The sequence below is a fragment of the Faecalicatena fissicatena genome, assembly GCF_016900595.1.
GTDB lineage: Bacteria > Bacillota > Clostridia > Lachnospirales > Lachnospiraceae > Claveliimonas > Claveliimonas intestinigallinarum.
In genome coordinates this window covers 209237-226308 of sequence record NZ_JACLYY010000003.1, presented here as the reverse complement: position 1 = coordinate 226308, position 17072 = coordinate 209237, and the positions used below count along the sequence as shown (strand labels likewise).

At 49.8% G+C, this 17072-nt stretch carries 19 protein-coding genes and 1 pseudogene; 13 read left to right on the top strand and 7 right to left on the bottom strand.

Features of this window, described 5'->3' with window-relative positions:
• Nucleotides 1-10 precede the first annotated feature (10 nt).
• The 6 genes from H7U36_RS04805 (at nucleotide 11) to H7U36_RS04780 (ending at nucleotide 7116) form a co-directional block, all read left to right on the top strand.
• Nucleotides 11-277 (top strand): DUF4315 family protein, encoded by a 267-nt coding sequence (locus tag H7U36_RS04805; RefSeq protein WP_003508256.1) that lies wholly within the window; start codon nucleotides 11-13, stop codon nucleotides 275-277.
• A complete protein-coding gene (locus tag H7U36_RS04800; protein ID WP_044942466.1) occupies nucleotides 267-992 on the top strand; it encodes a DUF4366 domain-containing protein in 726 nt (241 codons plus the stop codon). The genes H7U36_RS04805 and H7U36_RS04800 overlap by 11 nt, the downstream gene beginning before the upstream one ends.
• Nucleotides 989-3064, top strand: coding sequence for a type IA DNA topoisomerase (locus H7U36_RS04795; RefSeq protein ID WP_044942468.1), 2076 nt, complete (start codon nucleotides 989-991; stop codon nucleotides 3062-3064). Before H7U36_RS04800 ends, H7U36_RS04795 begins: the two co-directional genes overlap by 4 nt.
• A complete protein-coding gene (locus H7U36_RS04790; RefSeq protein ID WP_002584962.1) occupies nucleotides 3061-3429 on the top strand; it encodes a cysteine-rich VLP domain-containing protein in 369 nt (122 codons plus the stop codon). The genes H7U36_RS04795 and H7U36_RS04790 overlap by 4 nt, the downstream gene beginning before the upstream one ends.
• Nucleotides 3430-3554: 125 nt before the next feature.
• Nucleotides 3555-6902, top strand: coding sequence for a YodL domain-containing protein (locus tag H7U36_RS04785; RefSeq protein ID WP_058118381.1), 3348 nt, complete (start codon nucleotides 3555-3557; stop codon nucleotides 6900-6902).
• A gap of 4 nt (nucleotides 6903-6906) precedes the next feature.
• Nucleotides 6907-7116 (top strand): transposon-transfer assisting family protein, encoded by a 210-nt coding sequence (locus H7U36_RS04780; protein ID WP_002584960.1) that lies wholly within the window; start codon nucleotides 6907-6909, stop codon nucleotides 7114-7116.
• A 201-nt stretch (nucleotides 7117-7317) separates the two neighbouring features.
• On the opposite strand, the gene H7U36_RS04775 is transcribed toward H7U36_RS04780, so the two are convergent.
• From H7U36_RS04775 to H7U36_RS04765, 3 genes are all read right to left on the bottom strand, one after another.
• Nucleotides 7318-8652 (bottom strand): relaxase/mobilization nuclease domain-containing protein, encoded by a 1335-nt coding sequence (locus tag H7U36_RS04775; protein ID WP_044942473.1) that lies wholly within the window; start codon nucleotides 8650-8652, stop codon nucleotides 7318-7320.
• Nucleotides 8613-8942, bottom strand: a complete 330-nt coding sequence (locus tag H7U36_RS04770) for a plasmid mobilization protein (protein WP_002584958.1) — start codon at nucleotides 8940-8942, stop codon at nucleotides 8613-8615. The genes H7U36_RS04775 and H7U36_RS04770 overlap by 40 nt, the downstream gene beginning before the upstream one ends.
• A 199-nt stretch (nucleotides 8943-9141) precedes the next feature.
• Nucleotides 9142-9498 (bottom strand): helix-turn-helix transcriptional regulator, encoded by a 357-nt coding sequence (locus H7U36_RS04765; protein WP_044942672.1) that lies wholly within the window; start codon nucleotides 9496-9498, stop codon nucleotides 9142-9144.
• A 398-nt stretch (nucleotides 9499-9896) separates the two neighbouring features.
• On the opposite strand from H7U36_RS04765, the gene H7U36_RS04760 reads away from it, so the two are divergent.
• From H7U36_RS04760 to H7U36_RS04735, 6 genes are all read left to right on the top strand, one after another.
• Nucleotides 9897-10082, top strand: a complete 186-nt coding sequence (locus H7U36_RS04760; RefSeq protein WP_003431289.1) for a cysteine-rich KTR domain-containing protein — start codon at nucleotides 9897-9899, stop codon at nucleotides 10080-10082.
• A 16-nt stretch (nucleotides 10083-10098) separates the two neighbouring features.
• A complete protein-coding gene (gene rlmN, locus H7U36_RS04755) occupies nucleotides 10099-11082 on the top strand; it encodes a 23S rRNA (adenine(2503)-C(2))-methyltransferase RlmN (protein ID WP_002584956.1) in 984 nt (327 codons plus the stop codon).
• A 473-nt stretch (nucleotides 11083-11555) separates the two neighbouring features.
• Complete coding sequence (locus H7U36_RS04750) at nucleotides 11556-11993, top strand: sigma-70 family RNA polymerase sigma factor (protein ID WP_003502131.1); 438 nt, start codon at nucleotides 11556-11558, stop codon at nucleotides 11991-11993.
• Nucleotides 11977-12219: a helix-turn-helix domain-containing protein gene (locus H7U36_RS04745; RefSeq protein ID WP_002604473.1), complete on the top strand. Its 243-nt coding sequence runs from the start codon at nucleotides 11977-11979 to the stop codon at nucleotides 12217-12219. Before H7U36_RS04750 ends, H7U36_RS04745 begins: the two co-directional genes overlap by 17 nt.
• Before the next feature lie 455 nt (nucleotides 12220-12674).
• Nucleotides 12675-12848 (top strand): transposon-encoded TnpW family protein, encoded by a 174-nt coding sequence (locus H7U36_RS04740; protein ID WP_002604472.1) that lies wholly within the window; start codon nucleotides 12675-12677, stop codon nucleotides 12846-12848.
• Nucleotides 12849-12925: 77 nt separating this feature from the next.
• Nucleotides 12926-14599: a recombinase family protein gene (locus H7U36_RS04735; protein WP_058118380.1), complete on the top strand. Its 1674-nt coding sequence runs from the start codon at nucleotides 12926-12928 to the stop codon at nucleotides 14597-14599.
• A gap of 7 nt (nucleotides 14600-14606) precedes the next feature.
• Here H7U36_RS04735 and H7U36_RS04730 read toward each other — a convergent pair.
• Nucleotides 14607-14792: pseudogene (locus tag H7U36_RS04730) on the bottom strand (recombinase family protein); the annotation flags it as partial.
• A gap of 225 nt (nucleotides 14793-15017) precedes the next feature.
• Here H7U36_RS04730 and H7U36_RS04725 point away from each other — a divergent pair.
• The gene (locus H7U36_RS04725) at nucleotides 15018-15218 is read left to right on the top strand and encodes a hypothetical protein (RefSeq protein ID WP_002596235.1); all 201 of its coding nucleotides are present in this window, start codon (nucleotides 15018-15020) and stop codon (nucleotides 15216-15218) included.
• Between the two features lie 64 nt (nucleotides 15219-15282).
• On the opposite strand, the gene H7U36_RS04720 is transcribed toward H7U36_RS04725, so the two are convergent.
• From H7U36_RS04720 to H7U36_RS04710, 3 genes are read right to left on the bottom strand one after another with little or no spacing between them, the layout of a single operon-like run.
• Entirely contained in the window at nucleotides 15283-15477 is a 195-nt protein-coding gene (locus H7U36_RS04720; protein WP_002596234.1) for a transposon-encoded TnpW family protein, read from the bottom strand.
• Nucleotides 15478-15491: 14 nt separating this feature from the next.
• The gene (locus tag H7U36_RS04715; RefSeq protein ID WP_002596233.1) at nucleotides 15492-16334 is read right to left on the bottom strand and encodes an ATP-binding protein; all 843 of its coding nucleotides are present in this window, start codon (nucleotides 16332-16334) and stop codon (nucleotides 15492-15494) included.
• On the bottom strand, nucleotides 16331-17065 hold the full coding sequence (locus H7U36_RS04710) for a replication initiator protein A (RefSeq protein ID WP_456298512.1): 735 nt from the start codon (nucleotides 17063-17065) through the stop codon (nucleotides 16331-16333). Before H7U36_RS04710 ends, H7U36_RS04715 begins: the two co-directional genes overlap by 4 nt.
• Between the last annotated feature and the right edge of the window lie 7 nt (nucleotides 17066-17072).

Below are 17072 nucleotides of genomic sequence, written 5' to 3'. Positions count from 1 at the left end.
GTTTATTTCTATGGCAAACACGAAACTTGACCGTATCGAACGGGATATTGAGAAAACGAGGGCGAAAATCCTTGAATACCAAAAAAGACTGAAAGACCTTGAAGCGCAGAAAATCGAGGAAGAAAATGCGCAGATCGTTCAAATGGTGAAAGCGGTACACCTTGACGGGGCGCAGCTTGCCGCGTTCCTCTCCGCTTACGCCAGCGGCGAAATTGCTTTGCCGCAGCCGGACGCAGACTATACCGACGAACAGGAGGAAACCGAAGATGAAGCATAAAAAACTGTTCCGCAGCGTTACCGCTTTGCTTGCCGCCCTTGTACTCATGGGCGGCTTTTCTGTTACCGCTTTTGCGGGCGGCGGTGACGTGAGCGACGAGCCGCCTACCCCCGTAACCGAAACCGAGCCGGAAGAAACGACGGGCGGCTATGAGCCGCAGCCTTTAACGCCGGAGGGCAACATGAGCCTTGTGGACGACATAACGGGCGAAGCGTCCGGCGATAAGCAGTTTATTACCGTCGTTACGAAAAACGGAAACTATTTTTACATCATCATTGACCGCGCCGAGGACGGAGAAAACACCGTCCATTTCCTCAATCAAGTTGATGAAAAAGACCTTTTGCAGCTTATGGAGGACGAACAGACCGAAGCCCCCGCTTGTAGCTGTACTGAAAAATGCGTTGCCGGAAGCGTCAACACCGATTGCCCCGTTTGCAGCGTCAATATGAGCGAGTGCGCGGGCAAGGAAGCCGAGCCGGAGCCGGAAGAAACCGAGCAGCCGGAGCCGGAGGAAGATAAAGGCGGCGGCATGGGCGGTGCTATTCTGCTTGTCGTGCTGCTTCTTGCCGCAGTAAGCGGCGGCGCGTTCTATTACTTTAAGATTATGAAGCCCAAAAAGGACGCGGCAAAAGGCAGCAGCAACCTTGACGATCTCGATTTTGACGAGGACGACGAGGAAGAATTAGAAACCGAGCAGGAGGACGAGGAAGTATGAAACTTGTAATTGCAGAGAAACCGAGCGTCGGGGCGGCGATTGCCGCCGTTATTGGCGCGAATGAAAAGCGCAGCGGATATTTTGAGGGCAGCGGCTACCTTGTGTCGTGGTGTATCGGGCATTTGATTAGCCTTGCAGACGCGGCAACCTACAACGAGCAGTACCGAAAATGGAAGTATGACGATCTCCCCATTGTCCCGCAGGATTGGCAGTTTACCGTTGCCAGCGGCAAGGAGCAGCAGTTTTCCGTACTCAAAGACCTTATGCAGCGCAGCGACGTTTCCGAGATTGTCAATGCGTGCGACAGCGGGCGCGAGGGAGAACTCATTTTTCGATTTGTCTACGAACAGGTAAATTGCCAAAAGCCCTTTTCCCGCCTTTGGATTAGCAGCATGGAAGAAAGCGCAATCCGCGAGGGCTTTTCAAACCTCAAAGACGGGCGCAGCTATGACAACCTCTATCAATCCGCGCTTTGCAGAGCAAAGGCAGATTGGCTTGTCGGGATTAACGCGACCCGCCTTTTCTCTATCCTCTATCACAAAACGCTGAATGTCGGCAGAGTGCAGACGCCCACCCTTACCATGCTGGTAAACCGCGACTATGCGATCAGCAGCTTTAAGAAAGAAAAATATCATGTTGTCCGTCTGGACGCGGGCGGTGTTTCGGCTTTGTCCGAAAGGCTGAACGAAGAAGCGGCGGCGCAGCAGATGAAAGCGGCTTGCGAGAAATCGCAAGCCGTTTGTACTTCCCTCAAAAAAGAGAAAAAGACCGTTGCACCGCCGAAGCTGTTTGACCTTACCGCGTTGCAGCGCGAAGCCAACCGCCTGTACGGGTTTACGGCGAAACAGACCCTTGATTATGCGCAAGCCCTCTACGAAAAGCGGCTTTTGACCTATCCCCGCACCGACAGCAAATATATCACTTCCGATATGCAGCGCAGCACAAAGGAACTCATTACCGGGCTTTGTTCGCTGCTTCCCTTTATGCGGGACGTGAAGCTGCAAGCAGACCTTACAAGGGTTTGCGACAACAGCAAAGTAACCGACCACCACGCTATTTTGCCGACAGCCGAGTTTTTGAAAACGGGCTTTTCTTCCCTTACCGACAGCGAAACAAAACTTATGACCCTTGTATGCGCGAAGCTGCTTTGCGCCGCAGCCGCGCCCTATGAATATGAAGCGGTTACGGCGGTTATCTCTTGCGGCGGTTATACCTTTACCGCAAAGGGAAAGACGACGCTTTGCGAGGGGTGGCGTGAGATTGAAAAGCTGTCCCGCGCCGCGTCCGAGGAACAGGACGAGGACGCAGAGCCGGAAACCGTTTTGCCGCCGCTTGCCGAGGGGCAGACCTTTGACAATCCGGCAGCGGAGATCTCCGAGCGTTACACGCAGCCCCCAAAGGCATTTACCGAAGATACGCTTCTGTCCGCTATGGAGAACGCGGGCAAGGAAGAAACGCCGGAGGACGCAGAGCGCAAAGGGTTAGGCACTACCGCAACGCGGGCGGGTATCATTGAAAAACTCATTAGCGCGGGCTTTGCCGAGCGCAAGGGCAAAAAGCTAATCCCCACAAAGGACGGGTATAACCTTGCCGCTATCCTGCCCGAAGTCCTTACGTCCCCGCAGCTTACGGCAGAATGGGAAACCCGCCTTACCGGGATTGCCAAAGGCAGCGACAGCCCGGACGATTTCATGCGCAGCATTGAGGAAATGACAGCGGGGCTTGTCAAGACCTATTCCGCGATTTCCGAGGATAAAGCGAAGCTGTTTACCCCGCAGCGGGAAGCAATCGGCACTTGCCCCCGTTGCGGCGCGGCGGTTTACGAGGGCAAGAAAAACTTTTACTGCTCCGACAGGGCTTGCAGCTTTGTGATGTGGAAGAATGACCGCTTTTTTGAGCAGCGCAAAAAGGCTTTCACAAAGGCGATTGCCGCCGCCCTTTTGAAAGACGGAAAGGTAAAAATCAAAGGTATGTACTCGACCAAGACGGGAAAGACCTTTGACGGAGTTGTGCTGCTTGCCGACACAGGCGGCAAGTATGTAAACTTCCGCGTCGAGCAGAACCGAAAATGATAAGGCTTGATGAAAAGCAATACCGCGCCGTAAAGAAAATGACCCGCGCCGCTTGTGCAAACAACGATTGCGGGAATTGTCTGCTGCTGGACGACGGGGAAACTTGCGTTTGTGTGCAGAGTATCAGCTATTCGCTGCTATGCCGCTATTTCCGCGAAGCGGTATTACCCGCCGACAGGCAGCTTTGCGAACAGATCACCCGCAGCGGGGAAACCGATTTGAAGCGTTGCGCGGTATGCGGCAGCACGTTTGCGGCGGGCAGCAACCGGGCGAAATACTGCCCCGATTGCGCGGCAAAGATACGCCGCAGACAGAAAGCCCAAAGCGAGAGAAACAGGCGTTTACGGATAAAAACAACTACATAGCAAGCACAGCAAACGAGTACCCGTTTGCGAGAAATGCCCGCGCTTCCCATAGAGAGCGCGGGCATTTTGCTTGTTGGGATAGTCCCAAACCCTTATATGACCGAGAAAGGACGTGATGAAAGAATATGCCGTATTCCTCATACGACCATGACAAATTGGAAACCGCCGAAACCATGCGGATAGAACGCCGGATATATTTTGAAGCAAAGGACAGGGAGATTGCCCCTTATGCTTCCTTGCCGATTGCGCAGCTACTTTCCATGCGCAGCGAAAGCGCGGCGGCAGAACAGGCGATTTTTGACGACCTTAAAGAACGCGCCGCCGCATGGGAAGAACAGGCGGGAAGAACGCTTTTGCTGGATAAAACACTTGAATATGTGAGAACGCCGCACGTCCAGCACACCGCTAACGAGTGGCAGACCACCGAGCATAACCGCCATATTCGCAGCAACCGGGTATATCAGATGAATTACTACATTTACGAGAATACCCGCTACGACAAAGAAGCGCAGAAATCTATCCCGTATTCATGGACGCTTACATGGAGCGTGCGCACCAACAGCCCAAGCAGAACCCAAGCGAAGATTGCCGGACAAGATAGAAAGGTTTTCACCGACAAGGCAGCTATGGAAAAGTATCTGAATGGGCGTATCAAAGCGTATGACCGTCTGTTTACGGAAATCTCCCCGCCTATCCCGCAGGAGTACGCCGACTATTTCAAAGTAAACGGTATGCTCATGCCGGACTACACCATAGAGGGCGAAGAACCCCCGCAGCAGCAACAGGCGGCAGCTATCCCCGAAAATACCGGGCAGGAAAAGGAGCGTGAACACATGAGCGAACAGTTTTCTATTATGATAGGCAACCGCAGCCGCTTTGACGCGGGCGACCCCGGCGGCTATTGGCTGGATATGCCCGCCACAAAGGAGCAGTTGCACGAAGCTATGCGGAACGTCGGCATTACCGCCGACAACCCGCAGGATTTTTCCATTCGCGGCTATTCCGACGACCCGGAGAAACATATTGCCTTGCCTTATGAAATGGTATGCGCCGCCGACGTGGACGAACTCAATTTTCTTGCGGCGCGGCTCGAACAGCTTGACCCCGCCGAGGTTGGCAAGCTGAACGCAGCCTTGCAGCAGAAAAACGGGCTTGCAAATATTGGACAGGTAATTGACTTCACCTACAACGTGGATTTCTACGTCCATATCCCCGAAGTACATAACTACCACGATTTGGGCGACTATTACTTAAATCAATCCGGCATGGTACAAATGCCCGAAGAATGGAAAGGCGGCATTGACCTTTCTACTTTTGGCAGGAACGCTGCCGCGCAGGAAAAAGGCGCGTTTACCGAGTACGGCTATATCGTGGAAAGCGGCGACGAGTGGGAACGGCAGTTTGAGGGGCGCGAAGTGCCGGAAGAATACCGCATTATGAGTTACCCGCAGCCGGAGCGCGGCGAACAGGACAAAGCCTATATGGACGCAGCCGAAACGCAGCAAGCAGACGCACAGGCCGCAGAGCCGCAGCAGCCCCGCCCCGTCGTCCCCATTATCCTTACTTCCGAAAAGCCCGCCGAAAAGGTAAAGGAGATCACCGCGCGTTTGGAACAGGGCGTACAGGCGATTTTTGACAGCGACCGCTACAAAGAGTTTCTTACTGCCATGTCGAAGTTTCACGATTACAGCTTGAATAACACTATCCTAATTGCCATGCAGGGCGGCAATTTGGTAAAGGGCTATTCACAATGGCAGAAAGAGTTTGACCGCCATGTAAAGAAAGGCGAGAAAGGCATTAAAATCTTTGCCCCCGCGCCCTACAAGGTGAAAAAGCTGGTTGATAAAATCGACCCCGAAACGAGAAAGCCCATGCTTGACCGCGAGGGAAAAGTGGTAAAGGAAGAAAAGGAAATCACCGTCCCCGCCTTTAAGGTTATAACCGTCTTTGATATTTCGCAGACCGAGGGCAAGGAGTTTCCCGACCTTTCCGTTAAACCGCTGCTTGCCGATGTGGAGCAGTACGAGGATTTTTTCGCCGCCCTTGAAAAAGCGTCCCCCGTCCCGATTGCATTTGAGCAGATCACAAACGGCGCAAATGGGTATTTCAGTTTGACCGACAAGCGTATTGCAATCAAAGAGGGCGTGAGTGAATTACAGGCGGTAAAGACCGCCATTCACGAAATCGCCCATGCGAAGCTGCACGACGTAGACTTAAACGCCCCGCCGGAGCAGCAAAACCGCGTTGACCGCCATACCTGCGAGGTAGAAGCGGAAAGCGTCGCTTATACGGTTTGCCAGCATTTCGGCCTTGATACTTCCGATTACTCTTTCGGCTATGTGGCTGGTTGGAGCAGCGGCAAGGAAATGACCGAGTTAAAAGCGTCCCTTGAAACAATACAGACCACCGCAAAGGAACTCATTACCGAGATTGAGGGGCATTTTACCGAGTTGCAGCAGCAGCGGCAAGCCGAGCAGGAGCAGGGCGATACCTTTTCCATTTATCAGTTAAAGCGCGGGGACGAAACAAGGGACTTGCGCTTTGAGCCTTATGACCGTCTGCAAGCGGCTGGACTTACCATTGACCGGGTAAATTATGAACTCGTCTATACTGCACCGCTTACAAAGGATATGACGCTGGGCGACATTTGGGAAAGGTTTAATATCGACCACCCCGCCGATTTCAAGGGGCATAGCCTTTCCGTTTCCGACATTGTTGTGCTTCATCAGAACGACGAGGACACCGCCCACTATGTAGACAGTATCGGTTTTCAGCAAGTGCCGGAGTTTTTGCAGGAGCAGCAGACCCCCGTATTTGACAAGCTGCCGCCCGAACAGCAGCAAGCCTTGTCCGACACCGTACAAGACACTTTGCAAATGCTGGTTGACGCAGACAAGCGGATTTATGGCGACGTTACGGGCAAGACCCTTGAAGCAATCGCGGCGCAAGGATATTCCTACAAGGACGGGCAGCTTGAAAAGCAGCAGCCGGAAGCGACCCCCGACAGCCTTTTGACGGGTGAAACCGTCAGAACGCCGAGGGGCAATTTTCATATTACCGATATGAGCCGTGAACAGATCGAAGCGGCGGGATTTGGTTTTCACCATGCGTCGGAGGACGGGAAGTATCTCATTATGGGGAATGGCACACAGGCTTATGCCATAGCCGCCGAGCAGCCGCAGCGGGATAATCCCTTAAAGCACGTCGAGGACACCATAGAGCAGAACGACAACAATTTTGACGGGCTTATCAACAATACGCCGCAAACGCCCACCGTTGCAGATTTTGAGCAGCGGGCAAAGGCGGGGGAAGCGATTTCCGTTACCGACCTTGCAAAAGCGGTAAAAGCCGAGAAACGGGAACAGCCGCAGAAAAAACCGTCCATTTTGAAGAAGCTGGACGAATACAAGAAACAGGCGGCGCAGCAGCCGAAAGATAAACAGAAAGAGCATAAAAAGGATTTGGAGGTTTGATAGCATGAATACCCGCTTTACCATTGAGGAAGAAAACATTGTTGCGATCTACGCCGAGGACAGCCGGGAAACAACGCTTGAAAATATCCTTGCCGCCATGCCCTACATGGACGAGGATATGCGCCAGCTTGCCGCCGCAGCGGTGAACAAGCTGCAAGCCATGACGGACAGCGAGTTTTCCGAAAGGGAGTTTATCTTGACCGACGAGGAATAGCCCATAGAAAACAGGGGCGCGGTTGCCGATTTCCGGCACCGCGCCCCTGTTCTTTTTTTGTCCTTGCGTGGACAATTAGAAAGCCGTTTTTGCGGGTTTGAATATACTTTATCGTCTATGCTGTTTCCCCGCGCTGGAAGCCGCAGAAACACAGGCGTTTTCAGCCCTTAACGTTCCACTTGCCACCCCATGTTTTGCGCCTTATCGCTCCTGCTCCCGCGCCCTGCTTTGGGACGGGTAAAGAATACTATCGACGTTCTTTTTGACAATGCCGTATTCTTGCATTTGCTTTTTCGCTTGGCGGTAATCCTCATACAATTTGCTTTTTCTGTCGTTTAAGCTGCTATACTCCTTGCGCAGCGCGGCGAGATCGGGCAGCTTCTTTATCTGCATTTCCTTTAATGCCCTTGCCGCAGCTTCAAACAGGATAATTTCGCTTTCATGCCCCCGCAGATACTTTTCCTTGTCCCGCGACTTCTTGTATTCCTCGTAAATCGGTTTTAATTGTCGGTATGTGGTCGTGTGCTTGATAAGCAGCGACAAATCAGACATACGCTGCTCTACGTCCTTAACCGCCCTTGCCGCCGCGTCATGGGCGGTCATAATATCGGCTATCTTGCTTTCAAGTTCGCTATAATACTCAATCTTGTTTTCGGTTAGGAAGTTCATGCTTTTAGCAGCCTGTTTCAGATTATGGATTTTTGCCCACCGTTCATAGCCCGCCGACTGTTGGGCTTTGATACTGTTTTCAAGATCGACGACAAGCCGGATTTTCTTATCTTCCCGCAGCGTTTTTGTTTTGGCAACATACACGCCCTTGATACGCTCCTTTATCGCTTCTTCCGTATAGGCCGCGCCGAGCGTCTTTGTGCGGGTAAACCGTTCCTGTCCGGCAGCGCGAAAGGAAATGTATTTGCCCTGTTTGATTTCATACCCCATTTCCTGCAAGCGGCGCAGCAGTTCGTCAAAATCTTTCACTTGGGGAATGAGAGTATCTATCGCCGTTTTCAGCTTTGCTTTGTAGCTTGTCCCTTGCTTTTCGGCGGTGTATTCTGCATAGCTTTTTCCCTTGTCCTGTCCCGGTACGACGACGGATAGCCCATGCTCTTTACATATCCTGTCGCTGGTGCGCCGGATAAAGTGATAGCTTTGCTTGTTGGAATGGTACTTTTTGTAGTCAACGAAGCTAACCGCGTTGAAAATCAAGTGATTATGCAGATGGTCTTTATCGACGTGAGTTGTCAAAACAAACTCATACTTGCCGCCTAATACCGCCCCGGCAAGTTCCATGCCGATTTTGTGCGCTTCTTCCGGTGTGGTTTCTCCCACCGCAAAGGATTGTATCAAGTGCCGCCCTAAATGTGTGCCGCGATCTCCGGCAGCTTCCCGCGTCCATGCAAACTCAATATCGGCGGTTTCCAGCCCGCAGCCGAAAGAGGACGCAAGCAGCTTCCCGTCTGTCTTTTCGGGATTTAAGATATAGTCTATCGCAGCCTTTAAGGTTGATTTAATAGGGTGCGTCTTTGTAACCGCCATATCTCGTCCACCGCCTTTTTAATGTCCTCTATATCCTGCCTGTAAACCGTCCCCGTCGCATTGGCGCGTTTTGCAATCTGGTTGATGTTCCGGCTCACCGCTTGCAGTTCCCGGATATATGCTTTTGTGTCGCTTCGGTCAACGACAAGAATATACCCGTCTATCGCCATTTTACGGAAGTATGCCCCATACTGCTTTATGGGAAGCTGCTTCATCTTCTCGTCGATCAGCCGCTTTTCTTCTTCCGTAACGTAAAACTTCATCTGTATATTTCTCTTTCGGTTTTCCATTTCCGCACCGCCTTTCGGTATAAGGGTTTGGGATTATCCCAACAAGCACTTTTCGCAAACGGGTACTCGTTTGCTGTGCTTGCTATCTACTCCTTATCCCGTTTCAAAGGCAGCGTTTGTTGCACTCTCTTTCTAATTTGGCGCAAAAAAAGATTGCAGCCCCTATGCGCTGCAATCTCCTGCTTCCCATATTGTGAGGTTAGTCCTCTGCTTGTTCGACTTCTGTTATCTCCCTTGCCGTTGCGGTTACAATCCGTATGCCTTTATCGCTCATACCGTCCAGCAGCGCGTCAAGCTGCCGCCGCCCGGTGGATTTCTCCGCATTGCTGTTCGGGAAGAAAAATTGATCTACCGAAATATGATACCGGGTTACAAGGTCATAGAATACCTGTAAACTCGGCTGTTGTCCCTTGTTCTCGATATTCGCAAGGTAGCGCGGGGAAATATATAACTCGTCGCTTACCTTTTTGCGGCTCTCGCCGTATTCATTTCTCGCGGCTTTTATAGCTGCCCCGAAAGCCTTAAAGTCGTACAATGGTACGGGTCTTTTTGCCATTTTCATTCACCCTGTTACATTTTACAGTTCACCTTTCTTTTTGGATATGTCCACACAATTCATATCATTAGGTTAAATACTTCCTGTTGTGTATTGACAGTAGACTGATTTTCTGATAAAATAAAATTTATGTAAAAGGAGGCGGCGTTTATGTTGCATAGCATGCGTATTAGATAAGCATTGAAAAAAAGGATTTTCCCATTTTCAACATGGGCTTTTTTGTCATGCTTATTTTGCGGATGCTATACAAAAAACTAACGACGTATAGATATAGTATAGACATAGTGCAAGCTATGCCTTAGTTTTGTTGTACTGCTCTGTGCATTATAAATGCAGGTCAATGCTCATGTTGAGGATTGACCTGCATTTTTTTGTGTAAAAAGGACGAGTGAAATATAATGCTTAAAAAATATTGGATAAAATGTCCGATTTGTAACGGAAAGACGAGAGTTCAAGTATTTCATAATACTGTATTAAAAGATTTTCCTCTTTTCTGCCCTAAATGCAAATTGACGCATATCATTGATGTAGAAAAATTAGAGATTGTAATCAAAAATACAGAAAAACAAACTTTTATTATTTAGAAGAAAGGATATAAAAATGAAACGTTTACCTAAATATACGCCTGCGGAAGTACGGAATGATCCATACGGATTTACTTACAAAGAAATGTCGGAAGTTATTGGCGAGAATGAAGCAAAAGCCTTATATGAAGAATTATATAAGCAATTACCACGCAAAAAAAATCTATCAATGTTGGTAAAAAATATTTGCAAAAGCAGTGATACTGAAAAGTATGTTTACGAACTGAAAGACAACAAATACATTGAAACGGTTTTTATCAAGCGGCGAGATGGTGGAACTGTTTGCGTGAGCACACAAGTCGGTTGTCCTGTTGGTTGTATTTTTTGTGAGTCCGGGCGAAATGGCTTTGTTCGTAATCTAACATCGTCAGAAATCGTACAACAGATTATATTGTTGCGTCGAAAAGTAAACCGTATCGTTTTTATGGGTATGGGAGAGCCTTTATTCAATTATGACAACTTGATAAAAGCAATCCATATTCTCCGAGATAGATATGGGCTCAACTTTCCAACCGACGGCATTACCATATCAACAGTTGGTCCGGTCGATCAATTAAAAAAATTGCGCGAGGAACATCTTAAAATTCAGTTGACAATATCTTTACACGCAGCAACACAATCTGCAAGAAATCGTATTATTCCTCACATGCGCATATATGCTATTGAAGATGTTGTTAAGCAAGCCTTATCCTATTCTGAAAGGCATAATCGCAAAATTGTCTTTGCGTATTTGCTTTTACCGGGTATAAATGACCGGCCCTCAGATGTAAGACAACTTGCAAAATGGTTTCGGGGCAAAAAAGTTATGATTAACGTGTTACAATACAACCCAACAAGCAATTCAAGAATTAAAGCACCACAGAAACGGGAAATAGTTGCATTCAAACATCAATTAGAGCAAGCAGGACTTGAAGTTACTATGAGAGTTTCTCATGGCAGAGAGATTAACGCGGCTTGTGGACAGTTAGCTAACACATATAATAAATTCAAAAAAAAATGATTAAAAGTGCCAGACGCATAGACGCAGAGCCGATAACGCATTAGGTCAAAAAACCTATGTGTTATCGGCTTTTTTATTTAATATTGCGCAAAAGCCGCTGTTCCCTATTATAGAATGGATTGCGGGTAGTGTATTAAAGTCGCCCTTTTTTAAGGATACGGCGGTATCGGGGAGGTATCGCCGTGTCCATTTTTATTTACTGTAACCCGCCTAATGCTTTGCGGTCAAAAAAAGCTATGCTCCGCAAGCGGGATATTCCGGCTATGAGTATGAACTGTCAATACATCTAAATACTTCTTACATTTCCTTTGCGCTCGTCCGCGTCTTGCGGACGGGCGCATTTTGCTTTTTTCAACTTTTTTCTGAAAAACGCACTCAAGAGCCATCTCCCGAACGGGTACGGAGCGAAAGGGGCAGAGAGGACAAGCCCTTAACTCCCGTCCTCTACTCCACGCGGGAAGGAGGTGAACTCTATGGAGCTATCTTCTTCCGACAAGGAAAGAATACAACATCAGTACGACGCATTAGCAAAGAAAACTTTGGTTGGCGAAGCGAAAAGCCACCGCCGCACTCTTGCGAAACGCGCAGCACGCGAAGTACCTTTTTCGGATTTGAGCGAAAGCGAACTCGCGCAGCTTTTCACAACGGACGAATACAAAAGCGATTATTTCCGTTTTCAAGTGTCCGGCTTTGATGTACTCGTCAAAAATGAACTGCTTGCCGAAGCCCTTAACGCTTTGCCCGAAAGGAAACGCGACATTATCCTTTTGTCCTACTTCTTGGACATGAGCGACGCGGAAATTGCTGAACTGCTGAATGTTGTACGCACGACGGTTTTCCGGCACAGGAAATCCGCGCTTGCGAAAATCAAACAGTATTTGGAGGGAAAAGCAGATGATGAATACCGTTAGGAAATCTGAAAATCTGTTGCCGTTCCCTGTCATTTCCGCAGCGGCAAACGGCGACACAACCGCCATGTGCGCGATCTTGAAGCATTACGAGGGTTACATAGCGAAACTTTGTACCCGCACGCTGAAAGACGACGCGGGCAATACCTATTCCTATGTGGACGAGGAAATGCGTAACAGGCTGCAAGTGCGCCTTATTACCCGCACCCTTGCTTTTCATGTAGGATAATCTTTTAGCCCATGCGGGGAGCGTGTCCCCTTTCCACGCTTCCCGTTATGGGCTATTTGTCGTTCCGTAACAGCACATCGGAAACGGTGTACTGTTACAGGCCGACAAAGCCTATTGTTCCTTGACAAAGAAAGCGGCCTTTGGTGCGCAGCATAACAGGCAACGGGTACATTCCGTCTGTACCGAGCCGGGCGGCGGGTACGCCATGACCGCTTTTCCCCGTTGGGGAAAAGTCGAGCGAGAACTACCGCGCCGTAAAACAAGTTTAGCAGCTTGTGGGCGACGACATACAAGGCGGCACAATGATACTCCCGCGTTGAACACCCTCAAAGTATTGCGCGGCGCACCCATAAGCATGGGCCGGGGTGAAACTCCCGTGAGGTTGCAGCTAACAACCGCCCGTTTTGCCTTTTGACGAATATAGTTTATCCATACAGGAAAAGGAGGTTTTTCTAATGGATAAAAAACAGACAATTACAACCGAACGCAAAATAGGGAAAATCACCTATCTTGTTCAAGCGTTGCCGAGTGAAAAGGCAACCGATACAATCCATAAAAAGATTGAAAAACTCATTGTAAAGGATTTGCAGAAAAAGCCCGGAAATCCGGGCTTTTTAGCGTCCGAGTAGTGCATTAGGCGGCGGGATATGGTATAATGATAGCAACACATTATACCTGTTTATTCGGCTGTCGGAAAGGAGGACTAATGTTACAGTCGAATAAAATCACCGCCCTTTACTGCCGTTTAAGTCAAGAGGATATGCAGGCCGGAGAAAGCGGAAGCATACAGCACCAAAAAATGATACTTCAACGCTATGCGGACGAACACCATTTTTTGAACACAAAGTTTTTTGTGGACGACGGATTTTCCGGCGTGAGTTTTGAGCGCGAGGGGCTGCAAGCGATGTTGCAGGAAGTGGAAGCCGGACGAGTGGCGACGGTTATTACCAAAGACCTCTCCCGTCTTGGCAGAAACTATCTGAAAACGGGCGAACTCATAGAGATTGTATTTCCCGAAAACGGAGTGCGCTATATCGCGATTAACGACGGAGTTGACACAGCGCGGGAGGATAACGAGTTTACCCCCTTGCGGAACTGGTTTAACGAGTTTTACGCCCGCGATACAAGCAAGAAAATCCGTGCAGTTAAACAGGCACAGGCGCAAAAAGGCGAGCGTGTCAACGGGGAATATCCATACGGCTATATCCCAGACCCGAACAACCGCCACCACCTTATACCCGACCCGGAAACCGCGCCGATTGTCAAACAGGTTTTCGCTATGTTTGTTAGCGGCGTGCGTATGTGCGAAATCCAAAAATGGCTTGCGGAAAACAAAGTCTTGACGATTGGAGCGTTGCGCTATCAGCGCACAGGACAGGCGCGGTATCAGCGGGCAATGATCGCCCCCTATACTTGGCCGGACAAAACGCTCTATGACATATTAGCAAGGCAGGAATATTTAGGGCATACCATAACCGCGAAAACTCACAAGGTATCCTACAAGTCGAAAAAGACCCGGAAGAACGAAGAAGAACAACGCTATTTCTTCCCAAACACCCATGAGCCGCTTGTTGACGAGGAAACCTTTGAACTTGCGCAAAAGCGGATTGCTACCCGCCACCGCCCGACAAAAGCAGCGGAGATTGATATTTTTTCCGGCTTGCTGTTTTGCGCTGGTTGCGGACATAAGATGTATTACCAACAGGGCGTAAATATCGAGCCGCGCAAGTTTTCCTATTCTTGCGGCGCATGGCGCAACAGGGCAAGGACAGGCAGCGAGTGTACCTCTCATTATATCCGCAAAAACGTACTTCTTGATTTAGTGCTGGAAGATATGCGGCGGATTTTGCGGTATGTTAAGGAACACGAACAGGACTTTATCTGTAAAGCTACCGAGTACGGCGACATGGAAGCGAGAAAGGCATTAGCGCAGCAGCAAAAGGAACTTTCCAAAGCACAGGCGCGTATGACCGAACTTGACACGCTTTTCCGCAAGCTGTATGAGGACAACGCATTAGGCAGACTGACAGATGAACGGTTTGTGTTTCTAACTTCCGGCTATGAGGACGAAAAGAAATCCCTTGCCGCAAGGATAGACGAGTTACAACAGCAGATCGCAACCGTTACCGAGCGAAAAAGGGATATATCAAGGTTTATTCAGATTGTCGGGAAATACAGCGACATACAGGAATTGACCTATGAAAACGTCCATGAGTTTATCGACCGTATCTTGATACACGAATTGGATCGGGAAACCAACACCCGGAAAATCGAAATCCATTACAGCTTTGTCGGACAGGTTGATACCGAGCAGGAGCCGACGCAAGTTGTCAACCATGACCGCCGTAACATGGTTGATGTAAAAAGTATCGCTATCTAACCTCAGCAAAGTTCGCGCCGGAAAAACCGTCGTCGGTGTACCAGCGCAGATTGGTAAAGCCGTTCTGTTTTGCGTAGGTTTCGAGTATCCTTTTTTGGTTCGATATGGAATTACTCTCGCCTTGCAATTCATCCTCGTGGGACAATCTCGGATAAAGGGCGGTAATGAGGTTTTGGGTGGCTTGTCTTAACATAAAATCCTCCGTTTCCGACAGCCAGCCCCACTATTCCGTGGTTTCATTGTACCACGGAACGGCGGGGGCTGTACAGCGGCAAAAGCGTTAAATTTGCTTCTTTACAGCTTTTCAATTTTCCGATTTTTATGGTATGGGTTGTCGTCCCATATTTGCAGTAGAAAAGTTCATAACTCCGTGGTATACTCTGATTTAACAAAAAAATCAGAAGTTAAAGGAGAAAACATGAAGTATACAATAGATGAATTAACCGCGGCCAAAAGGCAAATTGATTCAACTCTGCACAAGCTAAGAGAAACAGTAAAAACATTTGAATCAAAGGATAATTCCGAGCGTTATAAATCACAAATCACATTGGCAAAGAGAAGAATAAAAGCCTTTGAAATTGCAAATTATTTTATAGAGAATGAGATTAAGAATTGCTAAAGCACTTCCGATTTTCGTTCCAGCGGTCATGCTCCCTGGCATGGCCGCTTTTCCATGCCCCGGTTCACGCCGGATAAGTCGGCTCCTGTGTAGCAGCGGCTTCCGCTTCCAGTACCCGCGCCATTTTGTCGGCGGCTGTGGTTGTGGTGTCTTTCTTGAAATAGCCGGACACGACAAGGACGGAATTGCCCATGCGGATTTCCGTCACACAGTCAGGGCGGCGGGTGGTGCGGGTGTCGTGCTGCTTGTTATCTGCCATAGGCAATACTCCTTTCAGTCGGTAATCAGTTTCTTCATGCTCTCCATTTTCCGCTTGGCGGTTTCCTGCCGGAAGTTGTCGCCGGTAAAGCGTACCGGGACGCACATGGAAAGCAGGCGGTCATAAATCCGGGAATGGGCGGTGTCCTCCGGGTTGTGCAGGTCGTCCAGCGTAAGGTTGGTCGTGACGATCAGCGGCTTGCCGCTGCGGTAACGGCTGTCAATCACATTGAACACCTGTTCCAGCCCGTATTCCGTCCCGCGTTCCATGCCGAAGTCGTCAAGGATCAGCAGCGGATAACGACAAAGGCGGGAAATGTACTCGTTGCGCCCCTCAAAGCTGGCGGCAAGGTCATTGAGGATAAGAGCAAAGTTCGTCATGCGGACGGGGATTTCTTTCTCCATGAGGGCGTTTGCGATACAGCCTGCAAGGTAGCTTTTGCCGGTGCCTACGCCGCCCCAGAACAGGCAGCCGATATTGTCTGTCCGCATATCTTCCCAATGCTCCACATACCGGCGGGCAAGCCCGGTCTGCGGGTTCCTGCCGTTGTCGTTCTCGAAAGTCCAGTCCCGCATGGTGGGGTCGGTAAAGCCCCGGCGTTTCAGTTCTTCCACGGTGTCAAGGTGTCTGCGCCGCTTTTCGGCGGCTTCCCGTTCCTCGCGGGCGGTTCTCTGGCAGTCGCACTCTGCCGGGTGGCGGTCGCGCCCGAAGATAGCGGCCTTATCCGGCGCAAAATAGGCTTCTTTCGGCTTGCGGCACTTGCCGCAGTACAGTAAACCGTCCTCGCCGGTGTAGTCCTCCGGCTCCGGGATGGTGGTCGTCATATTCTCCAAAACCGCGTTGATTTCATTCTTCATAAACTCTCGCCCTCCTTGCATGAGTAGTCTGGTATGCCCTTTTTAGGGGCTTCCTTTTTGTCGTTCCCCGCCCATATCCGCAGGGCGGCGGCATAGTTCTGGTAGCTTTTCCCGTTGGCGGCAAGGTAGCGGCTCATTTCCTCGATGAACCGTTCCAGCCTGTCAGGGTACTCTGCCTGCAACTCGTCGTATTCGGTCTGTGACAGAAAAATATTTCCATATCGGCCATAGGGCGCGGACGGCCCCCCACTCACTCCCTTTGTTTGGCTCTCTGTAAGGTTGTTTATAGTAGTTTGGTTAGGGGACGGTTTTCCGACCATCATAAGGTCGGTTTTCTGACCATCAGTAGGACGGTTTTCCGGCTCTATGAGGGGCGGACTTCCGGCCATCAGTTGGTCTGAAAACTGTACCTGTGGCACTGGCGGTACTTTGACATAAAGCCGGTTCGGTGCGGAGAAGCCGCCCCGTTCCCGTTCCAACAGCCCCGCCGTGTCCAGTTCATTAAGCGCCCCCTTGATGGTGGTGCTGCCTTTATCCAGTATTTCTGCTATCTCCGCGATGGGATAGATAATATAAATCCTGCCCTCGTCGTCCAGCCACTTGTTTTTCTGGGAGAGGGTGGAACGGTCTAACAGCAGCGAATACAGCAGCTTGGCGGTCTGTGAAATCTCCATTTTCAGCAGGAAACGGGGATACGGCAGATAGGCGGGCAGCCGCGTGTCTGCGCTGATATAATCA

Coding starts and splice junctions, on each gene's coding strand:
- H7U36_RS04805 (WP_003508256.1), top strand. CDS start 11: ATGGCAAACACGAAACTTGACCGTATCGAACGGGATATTGAGAAAACG.
- H7U36_RS04800 (WP_044942466.1), top strand. CDS start 267: ATGAAGCATAAAAAACTGTTCCGCAGCGTTACCGCTTTGCTTGCCGCC.
- H7U36_RS04795 (WP_044942468.1), top strand. CDS start 989: ATGAAACTTGTAATTGCAGAGAAACCGAGCGTCGGGGCGGCGATTGCC.
- H7U36_RS04790 (WP_002584962.1), top strand. CDS start 3,061: ATGATAAGGCTTGATGAAAAGCAATACCGCGCCGTAAAGAAAATGACC.
- H7U36_RS04785 (WP_058118381.1), top strand. CDS start 3,555: ATGCCGTATTCCTCATACGACCATGACAAATTGGAAACCGCCGAAACC.
- H7U36_RS04780 (WP_002584960.1), top strand. CDS start 6,907: ATGAATACCCGCTTTACCATTGAGGAAGAAAACATTGTTGCGATCTAC.
- H7U36_RS04775 (WP_044942473.1), bottom strand. CDS start 8,652: ATGGCGGTTACAAAGACGCACCCTATTAAATCAACCTTAAAGGCTGCG.
- H7U36_RS04770 (WP_002584958.1), bottom strand. CDS start 8,942: ATGGAAAACCGAAAGAGAAATATACAGATGAAGTTTTACGTTACGGAA.
- H7U36_RS04765 (WP_044942672.1), bottom strand. CDS start 9,498: ATGGCAAAAAGACCCGTACCATTGTACGACTTTAAGGCTTTCGGGGCA.
- H7U36_RS04760 (WP_003431289.1), top strand. CDS start 9,897: ATGCTTAAAAAATATTGGATAAAATGTCCGATTTGTAACGGAAAGACG.
- rlmN (WP_002584956.1), top strand. CDS start 10,099: ATGAAACGTTTACCTAAATATACGCCTGCGGAAGTACGGAATGATCCA.
- H7U36_RS04750 (WP_003502131.1), top strand. CDS start 11,556: ATGGAGCTATCTTCTTCCGACAAGGAAAGAATACAACATCAGTACGAC.
- H7U36_RS04745 (WP_002604473.1), top strand. CDS start 11,977: ATGATGAATACCGTTAGGAAATCTGAAAATCTGTTGCCGTTCCCTGTC.
- H7U36_RS04740 (WP_002604472.1), top strand. CDS start 12,675: ATGGATAAAAAACAGACAATTACAACCGAACGCAAAATAGGGAAAATC.
- H7U36_RS04735 (WP_058118380.1), top strand. CDS start 12,926: ATGTTACAGTCGAATAAAATCACCGCCCTTTACTGCCGTTTAAGTCAA.
- H7U36_RS04725 (WP_002596235.1), top strand. CDS start 15,018: ATGAAGTATACAATAGATGAATTAACCGCGGCCAAAAGGCAAATTGAT.
- H7U36_RS04720 (WP_002596234.1), bottom strand. CDS start 15,477: ATGGCAGATAACAAGCAGCACGACACCCGCACCACCCGCCGCCCTGAC.
- H7U36_RS04715 (WP_002596233.1), bottom strand. CDS start 16,334: ATGAAGAATGAAATCAACGCGGTTTTGGAGAATATGACGACCACCATC.